This window comes from Hydrogenophaga sp., from assembly GCF_031426985.1.
Classification (GTDB): domain Bacteria; phylum Pseudomonadota; class Gammaproteobacteria; order Burkholderiales; family Burkholderiaceae_C; genus Hydrogenophaga.
This window is the reverse complement of the sequence record NZ_JASJOY010000014.1, coordinates 18505-36793: the sequence shown is the minus strand read 5'-3', so window position 1 is coordinate 36793 and position 18289 is coordinate 18505. Positions and strand designations below refer to the sequence as shown.

Annotated in this window: 18 protein-coding genes; 7 read left to right on the top strand and 11 right to left on the bottom strand. The window is 64.8% G+C overall.

What is annotated here, in order from left to right:
• Positions 1-11 precede the first annotated feature (11 nt).
• The 5 genes from RMP09_RS02070 to RMP09_RS02050 all read left to right on the top strand — a co-directional run bounded on the left by RMP09_RS02070 (position 12) and on the right by RMP09_RS02050 (position 5145).
• A complete protein-coding gene (locus RMP09_RS02070) occupies positions 12-974 on the top strand; it encodes a tripartite tricarboxylate transporter substrate binding protein (RefSeq protein ID WP_310564346.1) in 963 nt (320 codons plus the stop codon).
• A gap of 8 nt (positions 975-982) precedes the next feature.
• Complete coding sequence (locus RMP09_RS02065) at positions 983-2161, top strand: thiolase family protein (protein WP_310564345.1); 1179 nt, start codon at positions 983-985, stop codon at positions 2159-2161.
• A gap of 43 nt (positions 2162-2204) precedes the next feature.
• Positions 2205-3458: an SDR family NAD(P)-dependent oxidoreductase gene (locus tag RMP09_RS02060; protein ID WP_310564344.1), complete on the top strand. Its 1254-nt coding sequence runs from the start codon at positions 2205-2207 to the stop codon at positions 3456-3458.
• A gap of 140 nt (positions 3459-3598) precedes the next feature.
• Complete coding sequence (locus RMP09_RS02055; protein ID WP_310564343.1) at positions 3599-4411, top strand: cyclase family protein; 813 nt, start codon at positions 3599-3601, stop codon at positions 4409-4411.
• A complete protein-coding gene (locus tag RMP09_RS02050) occupies positions 4411-5145 on the top strand; it encodes an SDR family oxidoreductase (RefSeq protein ID WP_409559670.1) in 735 nt (244 codons plus the stop codon). The genes RMP09_RS02055 and RMP09_RS02050 overlap by 1 nt, the downstream gene beginning before the upstream one ends.
• A gap of 15 nt (positions 5146-5160) precedes the next feature.
• Here RMP09_RS02050 and RMP09_RS02045 read toward each other — a convergent pair whose 3' ends face one another.
• Entirely contained in the window at positions 5161-5625 is a 465-nt protein-coding gene (locus RMP09_RS02045) for a MarR family transcriptional regulator (RefSeq protein ID WP_310564341.1), read from the bottom strand.
• A 199-nt stretch (positions 5626-5824) separates the two neighbouring features.
• On the opposite strand from RMP09_RS02045, the gene RMP09_RS02040 reads away from it, so the two are divergent.
• Complete coding sequence (locus RMP09_RS02040; protein WP_310564340.1) at positions 5825-6811, top strand: AraC family transcriptional regulator; 987 nt, start codon at positions 5825-5827, stop codon at positions 6809-6811.
• Positions 6812-6827: 16 nt separating this feature from the next.
• Here the strand turns inward: RMP09_RS02040 and RMP09_RS02035 are convergent, their stop codons facing one another.
• From RMP09_RS02035 to RMP09_RS01990, 10 genes are all read right to left on the bottom strand, one after another.
• Positions 6828-7295 (bottom strand): aromatic-ring-hydroxylating dioxygenase subunit beta, encoded by a 468-nt coding sequence (locus tag RMP09_RS02035; protein ID WP_310564339.1) that lies wholly within the window; start codon positions 7293-7295, stop codon positions 6828-6830.
• Positions 7296-7303: 8 nt separating this feature from the next.
• A complete protein-coding gene (locus tag RMP09_RS02030) occupies positions 7304-8620 on the bottom strand; it encodes an aromatic ring-hydroxylating dioxygenase subunit alpha (protein ID WP_310564338.1) in 1317 nt (438 codons plus the stop codon).
• A 140-nt stretch (positions 8621-8760) separates the two neighbouring features.
• Positions 8761-9699 (bottom strand): TRAP transporter substrate-binding protein DctP, encoded by a 939-nt coding sequence (dctP, locus tag RMP09_RS02025; protein WP_310564337.1) that lies wholly within the window; start codon positions 9697-9699, stop codon positions 8761-8763.
• An 89-nt stretch (positions 9700-9788) separates the two neighbouring features.
• Complete coding sequence (locus RMP09_RS02020; RefSeq protein ID WP_310564336.1) at positions 9789-11105, bottom strand: TRAP transporter large permease; 1317 nt, start codon at positions 11103-11105, stop codon at positions 9789-9791.
• A 22-nt stretch (positions 11106-11127) separates the two neighbouring features.
• Positions 11128-11598, bottom strand: coding sequence for a TRAP transporter small permease (locus RMP09_RS02015; RefSeq protein ID WP_310564335.1), 471 nt, complete (start codon positions 11596-11598; stop codon positions 11128-11130).
• Positions 11599-11758: 160 nt separating this feature from the next.
• Positions 11759-12151: a RidA family protein gene (locus tag RMP09_RS02010; protein WP_310564334.1), complete on the bottom strand. Its 393-nt coding sequence runs from the start codon at positions 12149-12151 to the stop codon at positions 11759-11761.
• A gap of 22 nt (positions 12152-12173) precedes the next feature.
• Positions 12174-12632 (bottom strand): thioesterase family protein, encoded by a 459-nt coding sequence (locus RMP09_RS02005; RefSeq protein WP_310564333.1) that lies wholly within the window; start codon positions 12630-12632, stop codon positions 12174-12176.
• A 28-nt stretch (positions 12633-12660) separates the two neighbouring features.
• Positions 12661-13425 carry an SDR family NAD(P)-dependent oxidoreductase gene (locus RMP09_RS02000; protein WP_310564332.1) on the bottom strand — a complete coding sequence of 255 codons (765 nt, stop codon included), beginning with the start codon at positions 13423-13425 and terminating at the stop codon, positions 12661-12663.
• Positions 13422-15746, bottom strand: coding sequence for a bifunctional salicylyl-CoA 5-hydroxylase/oxidoreductase (locus tag RMP09_RS01995; RefSeq protein ID WP_310564331.1), 2325 nt, complete (start codon positions 15744-15746; stop codon positions 13422-13424). The genes RMP09_RS02000 and RMP09_RS01995 overlap by 4 nt, the downstream gene beginning before the upstream one ends.
• Positions 15747-16039: 293 nt before the next feature.
• Positions 16040-16297, bottom strand: a complete 258-nt coding sequence (locus tag RMP09_RS01990) for a hypothetical protein (protein WP_310564330.1) — start codon at positions 16295-16297, stop codon at positions 16040-16042.
• Positions 16298-16888: 591 nt separating this feature from the next.
• Here RMP09_RS01990 and RMP09_RS01985 point away from each other — a divergent pair.
• Positions 16889-18202, top strand: coding sequence for an integrase family protein (locus RMP09_RS01985; protein ID WP_310564329.1), 1314 nt, complete (start codon positions 16889-16891; stop codon positions 18200-18202).
• Positions 18203-18289 lie beyond the last annotated feature (87 nt).

The window sequence follows — 18289 nt, the reverse complement described above, 5'->3', positions numbered from 1 at the left end:
GGAGCCAAGACATGAACACCAAACGCGCGCTGCTGCTGATCCTGTGTGCCTGCCTGCCCCTGGCGAGCGTCGCCCAGGCCAGGTACCCGAGCAAACCCATCCGCATCATCGTGCCCTTTCCACCCGGCGGCGGTACCGACACCGTGGCACGTGCCGTGGCCGCACGCCTGACCGACAGCTGGAAGCAAGCTGTGGTGGTGGAGAACAAGCCCGGCGGCAACACCCTGATCGGTGCCGAGGCTGCCGCCAGAGCCGCGCCCGATGGTTACACCTTGTTCGTCGCCATCGACTCCACGCTGGCGATGAATCCCTCACTCTATGCCAAGCTGCCGTACGACCCGGTGGCCAGCTTTTCGCCCGTGACACTGGCCATTCACATGCCCATGGTCCTGGCGGTGAACCCCAGCGTGAAGGCACAGAACGTGAAAGAGCTGCTGGCCCTTGCCAAACAAGAAGGCGGCAAACTCGCTTACGCCCACGGTGCACTGCCGGCCCAGGTGGCCGGCGAAAGTTTCAAGGCCAGCAGCGGCGCTGACCTGCTGGCAGTGCCCTACAAAGGGGGCGCACCGGCCATGGTGGACACGATCGGCGGAACTGTGCCGGTCATCTTTGACGCCTTGGGCCCAGCCATGGCCCACATCAAGGGTAACAAGGTGCGCCCGCTGGCGGTGACCAGCGCGACGCGAAGCCCGCTGCTGCCAGATGTGCCGACGCTGGCCGAGGCCGGCGTGCCGGGTGTGGCTCTTGTCACCTGGATTGGGTTCCTTACGCCTGCGGGCGTGGACAAGGCCATCGTCACCAAGCTCAACCAGGAGATCGTTCGCATCCTGCAGCTGCGTGAGGTGCGTGATCAGCTCTCGGGGATGGGCATGACTGTGGTGGCTGGCACACCCGAGCAGTTCGCCCAGACCATCAAGGACGACACCGTCAAGTTCTCTCGAATCATCAAGAGCGCAGGCATCCGGATCGAGTGACTTCACGTATGGCGCATATCCACACACGCAAAGGCTACGAAGGGGTGGCGGTGGCGGTTCCCGTCACCGTGCCTTACGAGCGCTACTCCACCCGGGGCGCGCACTGGTTCCTGGGCCACGCACTGCACGCGCTGCTGCAGCAGTCGGGGCTGGAGAAGGCACAGATCGACGGTCTGACGGTCAGCAGTTTTTCGCTTGCACCCGACACGGCGGTGGGCGTGACCCAGCACCTGGGCCTGTCACCGCGCTGGCTCGACCACATTCCCACCGGCGGTGCTTCGGGTGTGATGGCGCTGCGCCGCGCCGCTCGTGCGGTGCAGTGTGGCGATGCCAGCATCGTGGCTTGCATTGCCGGCGACACCAATCACGTCGACTCTTTCCGCCAGACTTTGGGTGCCTTCAGTGATTTCGCCCGCGACGCCACCTATCCCTATGGTGCCGGCGGCCCGAACTCGATGTTCGCCTTCATCACGGCGCACTACATGCGCCAGTACGGCGCCACCCGTGCGGATTTCGGCCGCATCGCGGTGGACCAGCGCAGCAACGCCCTGAAGAACCCGAATGCGCTGTTCCAGAAACCGCTGTCGCTGGACGAGTACTTGAAAGCCAAGGCCATCTCCGACCCGATCCACCTGTTCGACTGCGTCATGCCGTGCGCAGGTGCCGAGGCTTTCCTGGTGATGAGCGAGGCCAGGGCGCGCGAACTCGGCCTGCCTCACGCGCTGCTGCGTGGCGCCATCGAACGCCATAACGCCTACGCCGATGACCCGGTCATGGTGCGTGGCGGCTGGCGCGTGGACCGCGAGGAGTTGTACGCCATGGCCGGCGCCGCGCCGGCCGACATCGACCTGGTCCAGACATACGACGACTATCCCGTGATCGTGATGATGCAGTTCGAGGACCTGGGTTTCTGCGGCAAAGGCGAAGGCCCGGCTTTTGTGCGCGAACACCGCCTGACCCATGACGGCGACTTTCCCAACAACACCGGCGGTGGCCAGCTGTCGGCGGGCCAGGCCGGCGCCGCCGGCGGCTTCCTGGGCCTGACCGAAACCCTGCGCCAGCTCACGGGCCAGGCCGGCGAACGGGCTGTGCCGGGGGCACGACTGGGCCTCGTCGGTGGCTTTGGCATGGTCACCTACGACCGCTGCCTGTGCACCGGTGCGGTCATTCTGGGAGCTTCTGCATGATCCGACACCTCGTGTTCTTCCTGCACACCCAGGCGGAGGCGCCATGAGCATCCCCATGCCGCGGCCCCCGCGCAAGAACCCCGTCCTGCGAACGCCGCAGATGAATCTGCCACCCAGCGCGCGGGGCCGCGTTGCCCTGGGCCTGGCGGCGGCCGCGGCCGAAGGCCGGCTGGAGCTGCAGGTGTGCGCCTGCTGCGGTGCGGTGCAGTACCCGCCGCGCGAGGCCTGCCACCGATGTGTATCGGACGATCTGCGCTGGACACCGCAGAGCGGTGCGGGTCAGCTGCTGGCCACCACCGTCCTGGACCACAGCAACGATCTGTACTTCCGTGAGCGCCTGCCCTGGCGTTTGGGTATGGTGCAGCTCGACGCCGGCCCCAGCGTGATGGTGCACCTGCACGGCGAGGTGGGCGACGCGCCCGCACGGGTGCGCGTGGGCGTCCGCCTTGACCGCGCCGGCCAGGCGGTGTTGATCGGATTCCCAGAGAAAGCGAGCGAGACCATGGAGCAGGACCCGATGTTGCGCGAGATGGGCAGCGATCCGCAGTACCGCAAGGTGCTGGTCACCGACGGCAAAAGTGCCGTGGGCCAGGCCGTGGTCAAGGCGCTGGTGAAGGCCGGTGCCGACCTCGTGTGGGTGGGGCACGCCGAGCCCTGGAAGAAGCTGCCCGGGCTGGCGGAGATCCAGGCGCTCCCACCCGTCACGCTGGTGCCGCTGGACGTGACCGATGAGCGCTCGGTCCGCGAACTGGCCGGCGAGATCGGCGGCAAGGTCGACATCGTGGTCAATACCGCCGAGTACCACCGCGCGTTCGGTCTCTCGGCGCGGCGCGGCACCGACGTGGCCAAGGCCGAGATGGAAGTCAACTACTTCGGCCTGCTGCGCCTGGCGCAGGCCTTCGGGCCGGCGCTCAAGGGCCGTTCGGCCGACGGTCCCGTCCACGCCACCGCATGGGTCAATCTGCTGTCGATCTTTGCGCTGAGCAACTTCCCGGCCCAGGGCACCTTCTCTGCGTCAAAGGCTGCGGCGCTGTCGCTGTCGCAGAACCTGCGCGCCGACATGCGTCCGGCCGGTATCCGGGTCATCAATGTCTTTCCCGGCCCGGTCGACGAGGAATGGAACCAAAACCTGCCGCCGCCGAAGGTGGCGCCAGCCGCGCTGGCCACCGCGATCGTGAAAGCGCTGCGTGACGGCGTGGAGGATGTGTACCCCGGCGACGTGTCACAGGAGTGGCTGCACCGCTGGCGCGACAACCCCAAGGTGCTGGAACGCGAACTGGCCGCAGGCGGCATGTGATGCCATGAGCCACCCCGTTGCAGGTGCCCTTTGCGGGGCCGCATCTTCCGTCCTCGCGGCGCGCACACCGTCCGGCCCTGTCCCCGCTGGAACCCTTTTCCCCCCTGGCGCCCAGTCGTGGGCGCAATGGAGTCGCTGACATGAACCCCTCGAATTCCGATGGCCTGCTCGGCAGCCTGGCCCTGGCCCTGCTGAGCGGTCGCATCCGCATCGTGGACCTGACACAGACGCTGAGTCCCGACTTTCCGGCCATTGCACTGCCCCCCGAAATGGGGCAGTGCCAGCCCTTCCGGATTGAGCAGATCTCGGCTTACGACGAGAGAGGGCCAGGGTGGTACTGGAACAATTTTTCCTGCGGTGAACACACCGGCACGCACTTCGATGCACCCATTCACTGGATTTCCGGGCGCGACCTGCCCAACAATTCGGTGGACACCATCCCGGCCCAGCGGTTCATGGCGCCGGCCTGTGTCATCGACTGCAGTGCCCAGAGCGCGGCCGACCCGGACTATCTGATGACCGTGGCAGACATTGAGGCCTTCGAAGCCGCCCACGGTCGCATCCCGGCGGGCGCCTGGGTGCTCATGCGCACCGACTGGTCGCGGCGATGGAGCGCACAGCGCGACGGTGAGGCTTATCAGAATTTCGACCAGACCGGCCAGCACACGCCCGGCCCGGGTACCGACGCGGTGCGCTTCCTGGTCGAGCAGCGCGACGTGCTGGGTTTCGGCTCCGAGGCGATTGGCACCGACGCCGGGCAGGGATATCACCTGCGACCGCCATACCCCTGCCACTCTCTCATGCATGGCGCCGGTAAGTACGGCCTGCAGTGCCTGACCAACCTGGATCAGCTGCCGCCTACGGGCGCGCTGGTGGTGGCCGCGCCGCTGAAGATCGAGAACGGCAGTGGCAGCCCTCTGCGGGTGTTGGCACTGGTGGACGAAGCGCGATGATGGCCGCCCGTCCCAACATGGTGGCCGCCGTCACCGGCGGCAGTGCCGGCATCGGCAAGGTGATCTGCGAACAGCTTCTGGAGCAGGGATACGAGGTGGTGTCGCTTTCGCGCCGCCGCGCCGAGATTCACCACCCCCGGTTGCACAGCATCGAGGTGGACCTGAGCGACCGCGCCGCCACCGCCGAGGCGGTACAAGCCATGGTCCGGCAGCACGAGGTAACCACCGTGGTGCACAACGCTGGTGTGATCCGCGCCGCGCTGTTGCCCGATGTGAAGCTCAGCGACCTCGACGCCCTGGTGGACTTGCACCTGGGCTGTGCCATCCAGCTGGTGCAGGCCACGTTGCCGGCCATGCGGGCGCGCCACTTCGGGCGCGTGGTCCTGCTGTCCTCGCGCGCCGCGCTGGGCCTGCAGACCCGCACCAGCTACTCGGCCACCAAAGCCGGCATGCTGGGCATGGCGCGCACCTGGGCGCTGGAGCTGGCGCCCGAGGGGATCACCGTCAACGTGGTGGCACCCGGGCCCATTCGCACCGACATGTTCTACGACGTGGTGGAGCAGGGCAGCGAACGCGAGAAGGCGCTGGCCGCCTCGGTGCCGGTGCGCCGCCTCGGCGAGTCGGCCGACGTGGCGCGTGCGGTGTCCTTCTTTGCCCAGCCAGCCAATGGCTTTGTCACCGGGCAGGTGCTCTACGTGTGCGGTGGCACCAGCGTGGGCAGCCTGGCCTTGTAGCGAAAGGTTTGCAGGTCAGCCCGGCCCGCGGTGCAGTTCGATGATGCGCCGCAAAGTCACCTTGAGGTTCTCGGCGCGTTTGAGGCCGAAGGGCTGCAGCACGCGGCGTTCATGGTCTTTGGCCTGGGCCATCAGGTCGGCCACGATCGTGCGACCCAGTGGTGTGATGCGCACCATGGTGATGCGCCTGTCGCTGTAGTGCGCGTACCTCTGCACGTAGTCCTTGCTCTCCATCCGGTCCAGCAGGCGGGTGACTGTGGGTTGCTTGCTCACCGTGATGTCGGCCAGACCCCCGATGCTCAGGCCCGGTTTGCTGGCCAATGTGGCCAGGATGCGCCACTCCGTCACCGAGAGCCCGGAGGCCTGCACCACTTCGTGGAATTCGCCGGAAATGAGCTCGCTGGCCTGTGCCAGCAGGGCGGGAAGGTAGTCGTCCACAAACGGCAGGGGCTCGTGCACGTCGAGCAGATGATCGGACATGTGGCGATCATAGCCCGCCCCGGGGTCGGTTTTGGGATGTGGAACGGGTCTTGCTGGGTGCTTGAGAATGGTCTTTGAGGACCTGGGAATACCCTCATGATAGTTTAACCCTAAACAAGTTAGCATCCGTCCAACTCCCCGGATCGGCTCCCCGCGCCGGGCATCTGTGCCACCGCCCACTGCCTTTGACGCCATGCCCATGAGCCGCGAAACCCACCTCCTGGATCGCTTTCCTCTGTTCCGCTCGCACTCCACCGACGAGGCCAGCGCGATGATGAGCAGCGTGTTCTCGCCGCACCGCCTGTTCAAGTGCGGTCCTTCCCACGAACTGTCGCTGAGGCACAACCGCGTCGGCCTGAGCCAGATCGGCCTGAACGTGCTCACCTACGGCGCGGAGGTTGATATCGACCCCGGCGAGCGCGGCGATTTTTATATGTTCCTGCTGCCGCTGCGGGGTCTGGCGGTCACCGAGTGCGCGGGCCGCAGCGCGGTGCTCGACCCGGGCACCATGGGGGTGCTGCACCCGCGCCAGCGCACCAGCATGCACTGGGCAAGCGATTGCGAAATGGTGCTGCTCGAAGTGCCGCGTCCCATGCTGGAGGATGTGGTGGGGGTGACGCCGACCACTCGCGACGGCGACCCCACCCTGGCCCTGGCGCGCGCCACCCCCTCGGTGGGCGCGTGGTGGCAGTCGGTGCTGGACATGACCAACAGCCTGCACCAGTTTGGCGACCAGTGGCTGGCTCAACCGCAGATGCAACAGGCCATGGAGGGTTTCCTGGTGGCCGGCCTGGGCATGCTGTTCAACGACCATGACGCGCAGATGCCGCTCGCGCAGCCCATGTCGGCCAACAGCCAGCGGGCCTTGCAGCGCGCCATGGATTTCATCCAGGCTCACGCCAGCGATCGCCTGACAGTGGCCGACATCGCCAGCGCAGCCTGTGTCAGTCCACGCACGCTGGAGGCCGCGTTCCGACGTCGCTTCGACCAGTCGCCGCTGACCTATGTGCGCGGTGTCCAGCTGGACCGTGTGCACGAAGGCCTGCGTCTGGCGCGGTCCGACCGTCGCGGTGTGCACGTGACCGACATCGCCATGGAAAGCGGCTTCACCCACATGGGCCGCTTCGCCGGCTATTACAAGAAGCGCTTCGGCTGCACCCCGACCCAGACGCTCAAGGGCGCCTGATCATTCGCCGGTCCGGTCAGGGAAACAGCTGGATCATGGGCAGACGGCTGTGGGCGTTGACCAGGTTGACCCGCTTGAGAACGATGCGCAGTCCCTCTGGGGTTTCGCGCAGCCGGTGCACGCAATGGCCATGCAGCACCACCAGCTCTTCGCCCCGGCTTTCGGCGTAGCTGAACGGGGTGTGCAGTGTGTGCAGTCCGCCCTCAGACGACAGCAGGCGGGGTGGCTGCAGCACATGCTGGCACTGGCTGAGCACTTGCTGTGAATGGGCGCGACCGCTGCGCAGCCGGGCGACTCGCAAGCGCAGCAGCAAGGGGCTTTCGTCTGCGATGGCGTTGTGGCGCTCATCCTCGGTCTGCGCGCGCCCCTTGAGCGGCACCCAGTAGCGCCCGTCATCTGCGAACAGCGTCAGCCAGCGTTCGAATTCGGCTTCGTCCAGCAGGCGGGCTTCGTCAAAGATGAAGTCTTGCAGATGGGCCAGCATGGTGCACCTCAGGCGATCCGGCGGGTCATGTGCTGCGCCCAGGCCCGGTATTGGTTGCGGATCAGGAGTTCGCTGCTGCCGTTGGTGTCCATGGGCAACTGGTCGAGCTCGGCGGGTTGGAAGTCGCGGTGCAGGCTGACCCAGTCGTTGGGTCCCGACCGCAGGCCTTGCTGCTGCTGCTCGAACAGGTGGATGTCGTCGTGCGCGACGATGGACATGGGCGAGAACACCAGTCGGCTGTAGTTCAGTGCCCGGTCCAGCAGCAGGTCGGGCCCGCCCACGGTGCGGAAGTTCCAGGCCTCGATGACCGTGCGGTCCACCGCCACCGGGCGAATCACGCGGATCGTCTGTGGCGAACCCTTGACCGCCAGGCTGGGGTAGAGCACCACGTTCTGTGGCGAGTGGTCGAGGATTTCGCGGGCGCGCGCCTCGCCGTGTGCGGCGGCCAGTGCCTGTACGTAGTCGCCGAGCTCGCCATAGCCCGAGTGCACGCTGGCGCGCGTGCCCGAGATGCTGTGGCCGTTGGGCAGCACCCGTCCGCCCATGCCCTCGAAAAAGGCGTAGGGCTGGCCGAAGGGCAAGATCTGTTCGATCGCCAGCGGCCGAGGCACCGCCGGGTCCGTCTCGGTCCACTGCGACTGCGCCGCCCGTACCGCCGACTCGTGGGTGCTCACCGGGTGCACCGTGTCGTTGATGTTTTCCAGGTAGAACTTCCAGTTGCAATGAATGGTGTTGCGCAAAACGCCGCCCTCAAGCACCAGCTCGCCCACAGGCGAGCGATCCACCATCTGGTCCAGCGCCGCCAGCACCTCACCGAAGTAGTCCTCAAAGTCCGGCCCCTCGGGGTTGACCCGCACGAAGATGAAGCCCCGGTACACCCGCAGCCCGCTGACCGGTGCCAGCCCCTGACCATTGGATGACTCGCACATGCCCGTGCTTTCGTAGCCACTGCGCAGCGGGTAGGCCGCCAGCGCACCGTCCAGGCGGTAGCTCCAGGCGTGGTAGGGGCAGCGCAGGAACCGCGCGCCCAACTGACCCGCCTCCGCGGTGTACAGCCGCACGCCCTTGTGGGCGCAGCGGTTGTGCAGCGCACGCACCTCGCCGTCGTTGTCCCGTAGCAGCAGCAGCGACTGGCCGGCGATGTCCACCGTGAAGTAGTCCAGAGGCTGCGGGATCTGGCTGGTGTGGCCGGCGTACTGCCACGTGTTGCCGAAGAATTCGCGCTGCTCCAACGCAAATAGCTCCGGGCTCAGGTAGAGGTCTTTGTGCACCTGGTTCGTGCGGACCAGGTCTCGGATGGACGAAACGGAAAAAGCGGTGTTCATGGCTGGACTCCAGTGGCCGTGGCAAGGCTCGTTGGCTTGAGACAGCGCAAAGCCGGGGGAGGGCCCCGGACCGGCTTTGCCGGACGGCTGCCGCCGCCCCCTGGGGCGAGACGCGCCGCTGGGCGCGGCGCGGGCGTGCCTTACTTCGGTGCCATCTTGTTGCGCAGGGACTGGCCGTGAGTGGGGCTGGTGCGCACGATGCCATCCCAAGCCGCTTCTGAGGCGGTCTTGAGCAAGAGGGCGGACTGCGTGGGGTCAAGCTTGATCACCTGAATGCCGGCGGCCTCTTGCTTCTTCAGCTCGGCGGGCACGTCTCGGGCGGCGTCCTCGGCGTTCAGGCTTTCCAGCCAGGTGCCCTGCTTCTCCAGGAAGGTGCGCTGCGCTGGCGTGAGCTTCTTCCAGCTGTTGGCGCTGAAGACCACGCCCAGCTCGATGGTGTAGAAGCCTGGGTCGACGCGGTACTTGGTCTTCTCTTGCCAGCCGAGGTCGAAGATGCCCAGCAGCGGCCAGCCGTAGCCGTCGACCACGCCGCGCTCCAGCGATGTGTAGACATCACCGGGCGGGATGGTGCTCACCGTGGCGCCCAGCTTCTGGAAGAAGTCGCGGTAGATCGGCGCGATGCGCAGCTTCAGACCGTTGAGGTCGGCCTTGTCGATTTTCTTGTTGGTGTAGATGTGATAGGGGATGTTCTCGCCGGTGCGCGCGAAGTAGTACAGGCCCTTGTCCATGTACGCCTTGTTGAGCAAATCCAAGCCGCCGTTTTTGCGCAATTCGGCCATGCTCATCTGGGTGTAGTTCAGGGCCAGACCTTCGGGCACCAGGCTTGCCGTGAACGAGGCGGAGGTGTTGGCCAGATCCACCACGCCGTTGCGCAGGGCGGCACCTTGGTCAAAAGTGGGGATGGCCTTGGGGCCGCCCACATACGTGATCTGCACCACGCCCTTGCCCTCATCGTTGACCTTCTTGATGAAGCGTTCGAAGTTCTTGGCGAAGTAGGTGCCCTCCTGGAAGGCGTTCACGGCCTTGAGCGTGACCTCCTGGGCTGAGGCGGGGGCCGTGATGGCCAGGCCCAGTGTCATGGCAACCGCTGTGTACAGGCTGCAACGGGTAAGACGAGCAATCATGGAAGGCACTCCTTGGGAGGGGTTGGGGTAAGGGTGTCGCCGCTTCAGCGGGACATGGCGGCGGGAAGCCAGGTGGCGATGGAGGGAAACAGGAACACCAGCAGCAGCACCAGCGTGCCAAAGCCGACGTAGGGCAGCACGGCGCGGTAAATGTCCAGCGTGGTGATCGAACTCGGTGCCACGCTGCGCATGGTGAACAGCAGGGTGCCAAAGGGCGGCGTGAGCAGACCCAGCTGCATGCAGATCATGTACAGAATGCCAAACCAGATCGGGTCGATGCCGTACTGCTGCACGATGGGCATGAAGAAGGGCAGGGTGATCAGCATGATGGCCACCTGGTCGAGGAAGCAGCCCAGCACCAGCAGGATGAGCATCATCACCACCACCACGGTGGCGGCGCTGTAGCCTTGGCCCTGGATGAGGTCGACCATGCCGTTGGTTGCGCCGGTGAAAACCAGGATCTGCGAGAAGGTCGTGGCGCCGAAGATGATGAACAGGATCATCCCGGAGACGGCGGCCGTGCCCATGAGGGCCTGCGTCAGGTTCTGCAGCGTGAGCGAGCGGTAGAACACGCACACCACCACGGTGGCCAGTGCGCCGATGGCCGCTGATTCGGTTGGTGTGGCCCAGCCTCGCGTCATGGCAATGACGACCACCAGGAAGATGCCCAGCAGCGGTGTGACGTACAACACCACCGGGCGCCAGCGCTGCCAGCCGCGCAGCTGCTTGGTTTCAAAGGACGGGGCCATCTCCGGATGGCGCCAGGCCTTGAAGATGATGTAGCCGACGAACAGAAACGACAGCATGATGCCGGGCACCACGCCGCCCAGCAGCAGCCCGCTCACCGAAATACTGGCCAGGCTGCCGAACAGCACGGTGATGGCGGAGGGCGGAATCAGGGCATCAACGCCGCCGATTGCCATGATCGGGCCGACACCCATGTGGGGGTGGTAGCCACGCGCCAGCATCTGGGGCAGCAGCACGCTGCCCAGCAGGGCGGTGGTGGCCACGGTGGAGCCAGAAATGGCCGAGAACACTGTGCCCGCGACCACCGCGATCACGGCCAGACGGCCAGGCACCCGCGAGATCAACCCGTCAAATGCATCGATGGCCTTCATCGCCACGCCGGTGTGCAGCAGCAACTCGCCCATCAGCAGAAAGAAAGGAATGGGCGTAAGTGAGAAATTGGTGATGGCGCTCAGGCCCGAGCGTGCGAGCTGCGGCAGGCCGTCCAGTCCGCCGAGGTAGAAGAAGCCTCCGACGATGTTGATCGAGATGAAGGCAAACGCCACCGGGATGCCGCTGAGCAGCAGCAGGCTCAGGGCGCCAAAGATCATCAGGGTGAGTTGCCACCAGGCCATGTGATGTGTTTCCGTGTCGCGGTCAGTCGGCGCCGGCCAGCGCGCTGCGCAGGCACTCCAGGGCGATCAGGAGGAACATGGGCGGCACCGCAGCCATCAGCCACCACTCGGGGAACACCAGGCTTTTCATCACCAGGGCACCCGATTGGTAGGTGTCGATGGCCATCAGGGTTGAGGCGTAGACGAGCACCCCGGTCATCACGGTGGCCAGCCACATGGTGATCCGGTAGAGCGTGTTGCGCTGGCCCGATGCAATGCGCTCGACCAGCAGATCCAGTTTGACGTGGCCCTTCTGCGCCACCAGCCAGGGTGCCACCAGCAGCGTGGCCAGCGGCAGCGAGTACTCGATCACGTCCGATGCCCAGCCCAGCCCCCGCCAGCCCAGGTTGCGGAACAGGACCTCGGCGGTGATCAGCAGGATGTCCGCCGCCAGCACCATGCCAGCAAACATGGCCAGGGCCTTCAGGAATGCAAACCAGTTTGTCTTGAACATGTGGTCACAAAAAACAGAAAGGTGTGTCGCTATCTACGGGACCTGATCATGGCGCTGCGCCGGGCGTGGGGCTATCCGCTTTCCGTGCGGCCTGTATCCTTTTTTCGACAATCGGGCCCATTCCGGGGCGCCCCCGGGCCGGGGCACCGCTCGGGACGGCTCAGTCGGGCACCAGAGCCGTGACTTCGATCTCGACCTTGGCGCGGTCTTCCATCAGGGCCATCACCTGAACCGCCGTCATGGCGGCATTGAAGCTGCCGATCAGTTCGCGGAAGGCCCGGCCGATCTCGGGATACGCCGCCACATATTCGCGTTTGTCGGTGACGTACCAGGTCATGCGCACGATGTGCTCGGGCCTGGCGCCACCGGCTTCCAGCACCGCTACCACGTTCTGCAGCGCCTGGTGGACCTGGCCAGCCAGGTCGTCGGTGTGAAACACGCACTGCGCATCCCAGCCCACCATGCCGGCCACGAAGACCATGCGGCCGCGTGCGGTGACGCCGTTGGCATAGCCCCGTGGGCGGGGCCAGCCGGCAGGAAGCAAGACTTGCATGGAGATCTCCTGTCATCGTCGGTTATTGAACGGAGGTGTCGAGTGCGGCGCGGACATCGGCCGGTATCTCGATGGCGGCGTGTGTGTCCAGGTTCGTGAACACCAGCACCTGTCGGGACGACACGCGCAGCTCCCGGTCGGCCCGGCAGTCCAGGTGCAGCGTGATCGACCGGGTGCCCACCCGCTCGACAGCAAGACCGAACTGGACGTCGTCCCCCATGCGGCTGACGGCGCAGAAATCACACTCCAGCCGCACGATGGGCAGGCCGATGCGCCGGCTGCTCAGCAGCCCGGCGTACGACACCCCGAGGTGCTCGGTGAACCAGTCCTCGACCAGGCCGTTGAACAGCACCAGGTACTGGGGGTAGAACACGATGCCCGCGGGATCGCAGTGGGAAAACCGGATGCGCCGCTCGCGCACGAACCGAGGACGCGGCACCGGTGTGGACGAGGAAGAGGAGGGCTCGACGGGATGACTCATGGGGGTGCTTCGTGTGTGACCGGCCTGCTCACATGACTTCGCCGCCGGCCACCGAGATCGACTGACCGGTGACCGCCGACGCGCCATCACCGCACAGCCAGGCAACCGCATCGGCCACCTGTTCGGGCTGCACCAGCTGGCATTGTGGGTTGGACTTCACGAACTCGGCGCGCGCTGCTTCGGCGCTGCGTCCGGTCTTGGCCATCACGCGGGCTATGCTTTCGTGCACGATGTCGGTCTCGGTGTAACCGGGACATACCGCGTTGACGGTGACGCCTTTTCGGGCCATCTCCAGCGCCAGCGACTTGGTAAGGCCGATCACGCCGTGCTTGGCCGCGCAATAGGCCGACACGTAGGCGTAACCGACCTGGCCTGCCGTGCTGGCCACGTTGACGACCCGGCCCCACCCACGCGCCACCATGCCCGGCAGCACCGCCTGGGTGCAGACCACCGTGCCGGTAAGGTTGACGCTCAGCATCTGGTTCCACAGCGCCAGGTCCATCTTGAGGAAAGGCGCGGTCTGCGCCTGGCCGGCGTTGTTGACCAGCACGTCGACCGGACCGAATCGGGCCTCGGCCCGGGCCACGGCTTCGGCCACCTGAGCGGGGTCGGCCACGTCGGCGCGCGCGGCAAACAGATGCTCGGGGTCGGTGTCGGCCAAGGCCTGCACCACCTCCAACCGGCGGCCCAGCACGGTGACGTTCAGGCCACGCGTCACCAGCTCACGGGCCACGGCAGCACCGATGCCCTGACCGCCGCCGGTCACCAGCGCATGGCGGGCGGTCGTGCTCATTTGGCCCCCACGGACGCCATGGCCTTCTCGCGGGCGAAGATCGACTCCATCTGCCCTTTGGCCGAGCGGTACTGCCTGGGCCAGGGTTGCATCGTGTAGCCGATCTTGGCGGCTTCTGTCAGGGTCCAGGCCGGATTGGCCAGGTGCGGGCGGGCCACCGCGCAGAGGTCGGCGCGGCCTGCGGCCAGGATGGAGTTGGCGTGATCGGCCTCGCTGATGGCCCCTACGGCGATGGTGGGGATGCCCGCTTCCTGGCGGATGCGGTCGGCAAACGGCGTCTGGAACATGCGACCGTAGACGGGCTTTTCCTTCTTGCTGACTTGGCCCGAGGAACAGTCGATCATGTCGGCGCCGGCCGCCTTGAATGCCTTGGCAACGTCCACGGCGTCGTCGGGCGTGATCCCGCCTTCGACCCAGTCGTGCGCCGAAATGCGCACCGATATGGGCTTGTCTGCCGGCCAAGCGGCGCGCACCGCCTTGAAGACTTCCAGCGGATAGCGCAGCCGGTTGTCGAGGCTGCCGCCGTATTCGTCGTCGCGGTGGTTGGTCAGCGGCGAGATGAAGCTCGACAGTAGGTAGCCGTGGGCGCAGTGCAGTTCCAGCCAGTCGGCGCCGGCTTGATGCGCGGCGCGGGTCGAGGCGACGAACTGGGCCAGCACGGTTTCCATGTCGGCGCGGGTCATGGCACGCGAGAGCTGGCCAACGCCTTCGAGGTATTGCTGGGGTGACGCCGACAGGATGGGCCAGTTGCCGTCAGGCAGCGGCTGGTCGATGCCATCCCAGGCCAGGCGGGTGGACGCCTTGGCGCCGGCGTGGCCGATCTGAATGGCGAACTTGGCGTCCGTGTGGGTGTGTATCCAGTCTGCAATGCGCTTGAAGACCTGCGTGTGCTCCGGTCGGTACAGGCCGGGGCAGCCAGGGGTGATGCGGCCTTCGGCACTGACGCAGCTCATCTCGGCAAACACCAGGCCGGCGCCCCCCATGGCGCGTGCGCCCAAGTGCACCAAGTGGTAGTCACCCGCCAGGCCGTCCTCTGCCGAGTATTGGGCCATGGGAGAGACCACGATCCGGTTCTTGAGCGTGACGCCGCGCACGGTGTAGGGTGTGAACATGGGCGGTACGGGAGCGGCGCTGTCGACGCCAGCCTGCTGGGCGAACCATTTTTCGTAACCGTCAAGCCAGGCCTTGTCGCGCAGGCGCAGGTTCTCGTGGCTGATGCGTTGGCTGCGCGTGAGCATGGAATACATGAACTGCTCGGGCGGCAGCTGGTCGCAGTAGCGTTCGCCGCACACCTCGAACCACTCCATGGCGTTCCAGGCGGCGTTCTGCAAGCGCAGCGTCTCCACGCGGCGCAGTTCCTGATAGGAGCCCAGCACCTCACCAATCTTGTCGGGACTGTCGCCCAGGCGCTTGAACTGCCTGGTGAGTTCGATCGCGTCCTCGATCGCCAGCTTGGTGCCCGAGCCGATGGCAAAGTGGGCGGTGTGCACCGCGTCGCCCATGAGCACAACATGGCTGCCGTGCGCATTCTTGAGCCACCACTGTTCGCACACCACGCGCTGAAAGTTCAGCCAGGCCGAGCCGCGCAGGTGGCGAGCGTTGGTCATCAGCGGGTGGCCCTGCAGCGTGTCTTTGAACAGGTTTTCGCAAAAGGCGATCGATTGCTCCTGATCTGCCTCGGCCAAGCCGTGGGCCTGCCAGACGTGTTCGGGGCATTCGACGATGAAGGTCGTGGTGTTCTCGTCGAACTTGTAGATGTGCGCCTGGAACCAGCCGTGTTCGGTACGCTGGAAATCGAAGGTGAAGGCGTCATACAGCCGGTTTGTGCCCAGCCAGATGTAGCGGTTGGGGCGGGTGACGATGTCGGGCTTGAAGGTGTCGGCGTAGCGCGTGCGGATCTGCGAATTGATGCCGTCGCTGGCAATGATCAGGTCGGCGTCGGCATAGGCCAGGTCGGAATCGGCGTTGGTTTCGAACACCAGCTTGACGCCCAGTTCCTCACAGCGCGCTTGCAGGATGTTCAGCAGCTTTTTGCGCCCGATGCCCACGAAACCGTGCCCACCTGAGCGGATCGATCGGCCCTTGAACAGCAGCTCGATGTCGTCCCAGTGGTTGAAGGCCTGCTCGATCTCGGTGGCCGTGGCCGGGTCCCACTCGCGCATGTTGTCCATGGTGGCATCAGAAAACACGACGCCCCAGCCGAAAGTGTCGTAAGCCTTGTTGCGCTCGACCACCGTGATGTCGTGGCGCTGGTCGAGCTGCTTCATCAGCAGGCCGAAATAAAGACCTGCGGGTCCACCACCGATACAGACGATTTTCACGATACATCTTCCTTTTGATTCATGTTTAAGTTATTTAAACTTAAACAAAATATGAAAACTGACGCCACAAAACATGCGACATGGAATGTTTCAGCCGGGTTGACAGCCCGGATGGGCGCCAGTCTGGCAGCGTGCCGTGTGCCACGCTATCCCAAAACAGCGAGAACCTGTCCGCTTTTCGCCAACCCGAGCGGTGGCCGGCAACAGAGGGGGGATCAGCTCAGGCACTTGACCACATGCGTGCCGAACGCACCGACCAACCGCGGTCCCGGGAGGGTGGACGAGCCGATGTGTCAGAGCTTCTGAACCGGTGTTTCGTGGTCGCGGGTTCCGGGCAAGGGCCGCCACAGGAGAAGCTGGTCCAGGCCGCACCCGCCTGCAAACCGATCGCCACCCGCCAGGTGGATGTTCAGCTGGGCAAGATCGGAGGGGGAGATCACCGTGCGCCCCCCCATGGAGCGACAGAGGTTGGGCATTTGCGCGAACATGTGGTCAACCATTTGGTCGGCATACGCATCACAGGCTGCCATCTGCATCGTCAATCGGATCAAGGTGCCTGGTGTGGCATCGCTTGCGTTGCTATTCGGACGATACGAAGTGGTCAAGCGCTTGCTGGGCGTGAACGCATCTGCTGGAGAAATGCCTGGCCTCGCACCGCTGTGGCGGTGGTCGCACTCTCGGCTCGCTGGCTTCACTTGCGGCGATTGACAAGTGACCGTCGGAAGCTTGAAGACTCCGCAATCTGGTGAACCGCAGCTACGCCGTTTGGTGGAGTCCACCCATCGTCGATGGGGTGGGGGATCACCTTTTGGTCGCTGGTGTGTTGTGTCCCGGACGCATGCATGAGTCCGGAAAAAATTCGGACACGTGTCGGACACAGTGGACCCAGAAAACAAAAAAGCCAGCAGGCGCTAACCTGCTGGCTTTTGATTGACTTGGCTCCCCGACCTGGACTCGAACCAGGGACCTGCGGATTAACAGTCAGTATAAACCAGATTTTCTGGGACGCTATGGGACGTCCTGGGACGAAATAAAAACCTTCTAAATCAATGGGTTACAAGAATTTGTTGTTTCATGAGGTCCCGCTCGGTAGCATCTGATCTCAGGATTTTTCGGACACCAGTCGGACACGGAACACGCAAATGCCGCTCCTCACTGTCAGAGCGATTGAAACCCACAAAGCCAAAGCGAAGCCCTACAAGCTCACGCTCGACCGGGGCTTGCAGCTGCGCATCGCGCCAGACGGTGTTCGCACCTTGCTGGTCCGCTACTCCGTCAAAGGGTCTGATGTAGAGCGCCAATATCGATTGCCACAGGAGTATGGGGAAGGTCCGGGCCAAATGAAGCTGGCCACGGCCTGTGCAGAGGCCGCTCGCATCCGGGCGCTTGCGCGGGACGGGGTGGACTGGCCAGCCCAAGAGGAGGCACGGTTGCGGGCCGAAGCAGCTGAGCGAGAACAAATGGACCGGCAGGAGGGCATGACAGTCGCCAAGGCACTCCGCGAGTACGTCGACAAGAAGCGGCGGGCAAAGGACGGTCTGCCATTGAAGGCCCGCACAAAGGCTGACTACCTGGCCATGGTCGAACCCGGGGAAACAACCAAGACGGGGAAGAAACTGGCAGACGGGTTGCTGTTTCAGCTCGCCGACAAGCTGTTGTTGAAGCTCACTTCCGATGACATTCGGGATCAGTATTCGTCGCTGCTCAAGCGTTCAAAACGGCAAGCCGACTATGCGATGCAGGTGCTGCGTGCGGTGATGCGATGGCACGGGGTTGTGGTGCCGGGCAATCCGCTAGGGCGTGATACAGCTGGGCGCGATCGGATCGTGCTCGCGCCTGCGAAAGGGAATCCAGCTCCCATCCCACCGGAACGACTGGGTGCCTGGTGGCGTGCAAGTGGCAAAGCCCCCTCACAAGTCGCGGCCGACTACTACCGTTTCCAGTTGCTGACCGGGTGTCGCGGAGGAGAGATTCATGGCGACAAGCGATACAACTACCCGCCAATCAGGGGCGGCGACGTGGACTGTGATGTCGGGAAAGTTGTTCTGCGGGACACAAAGAACCGTAGCGACCACAAGCTGCTCCTGGCCCGACAGGCGCTGGAAATCGCAGCCAAGCACTGCGCTGGCCGGAAACCTGACGAAGTGTTATTCCCGATTACCGATGCACGAAAAACGCTGAAGTGGATCAATGCGAAGGCAAAGACCCATGTGCAGGGTCATGGCTTGCGCGATACCTTTGCCAGCATTGCTGAAGAGCTGGTCTCAGGTGGTTTGCTGAAGCGAATGCTCAACCATTCGGTTGCAGGTGACGTGACTTTGGGACACTACGTGGGCAAGAGTGAAGCGCAGCTGCGCTCTGGATGGCAGACGGTGGCTGACTTTATAGAGGCTGCTGCTCAGCAGCCAACGCCGGAAGATACCCGCTCAGGAGAGGCGATGCCGAGGCCTGAGTGACGGAAGTGCAGCGGTTGCTGTCGGTCGCGGCCGTGACCTGAGTTCACGGTGCCTGGCACAAAGCTGTCATTGGCTCACCCAGCAGCG

Bases quoted from the DNA above. Each gene is read 5' to 3' on its own strand.
- RMP09_RS01985 (WP_310564329.1), top strand. From the start codon at position 16,889: ATGCCGCTCCTCACTGTCAGAGCGATTGAAACCCACAAAGCCAAAGCG.
- RMP09_RS02000 (WP_310564332.1), bottom strand. From the start codon at position 13,425: ATGAGCACGACCGCCCGCCATGCGCTGGTGACCGGCGGCGGTCAGGGC.
- RMP09_RS02015 (WP_310564335.1), bottom strand. From the start codon at position 11,598: ATGTTCAAGACAAACTGGTTTGCATTCCTGAAGGCCCTGGCCATGTTT.
- RMP09_RS02055 (WP_310564343.1), top strand. From the start codon at position 3,599: ATGAACCCCTCGAATTCCGATGGCCTGCTCGGCAGCCTGGCCCTGGCC.
- RMP09_RS02020 (WP_310564336.1), bottom strand. From the start codon at position 11,105: ATGGCCTGGTGGCAACTCACCCTGATGATCTTTGGCGCCCTGAGCCTG.
- RMP09_RS02065 (WP_310564345.1), top strand. From the start codon at position 983: ATGGCGCATATCCACACACGCAAAGGCTACGAAGGGGTGGCGGTGGCG.
- RMP09_RS02035 (WP_310564339.1), bottom strand. From the start codon at position 7,295: ATGCTGGCCCATCTGCAAGACTTCATCTTTGACGAAGCCCGCCTGCTG.
- RMP09_RS02045 (WP_310564341.1), bottom strand. From the start codon at position 5,625: ATGTCCGATCATCTGCTCGACGTGCACGAGCCCCTGCCGTTTGTGGAC.
- RMP09_RS02040 (WP_310564340.1), top strand. From the start codon at position 5,825: ATGAGCCGCGAAACCCACCTCCTGGATCGCTTTCCTCTGTTCCGCTCG.
- RMP09_RS02010 (WP_310564334.1), bottom strand. From the start codon at position 12,151: ATGCAAGTCTTGCTTCCTGCCGGCTGGCCCCGCCCACGGGGCTATGCC.
- RMP09_RS02060 (WP_310564344.1), top strand. From the start codon at position 2,205: ATGAGCATCCCCATGCCGCGGCCCCCGCGCAAGAACCCCGTCCTGCGA.
- RMP09_RS02050 (WP_409559670.1), top strand. From the start codon at position 4,411: ATGGCCGCCCGTCCCAACATGGTGGCCGCCGTCACCGGCGGCAGTGCC.
- RMP09_RS02030 (WP_310564338.1), bottom strand. From the start codon at position 8,620: ATGAACACCGCTTTTTCCGTTTCGTCCATCCGAGACCTGGTCCGCACG.
- dctP (WP_310564337.1), bottom strand. From the start codon at position 9,699: ATGACACTGGGCCTGGCCATCACGGCCCCCGCCTCAGCCCAGGAGGTC.
- RMP09_RS02005 (WP_310564333.1), bottom strand. From the start codon at position 12,632: ATGAGTCATCCCGTCGAGCCCTCCTCTTCCTCGTCCACACCGGTGCCG.
- RMP09_RS02070 (WP_310564346.1), top strand. From the start codon at position 12: ATGAACACCAAACGCGCGCTGCTGCTGATCCTGTGTGCCTGCCTGCCC.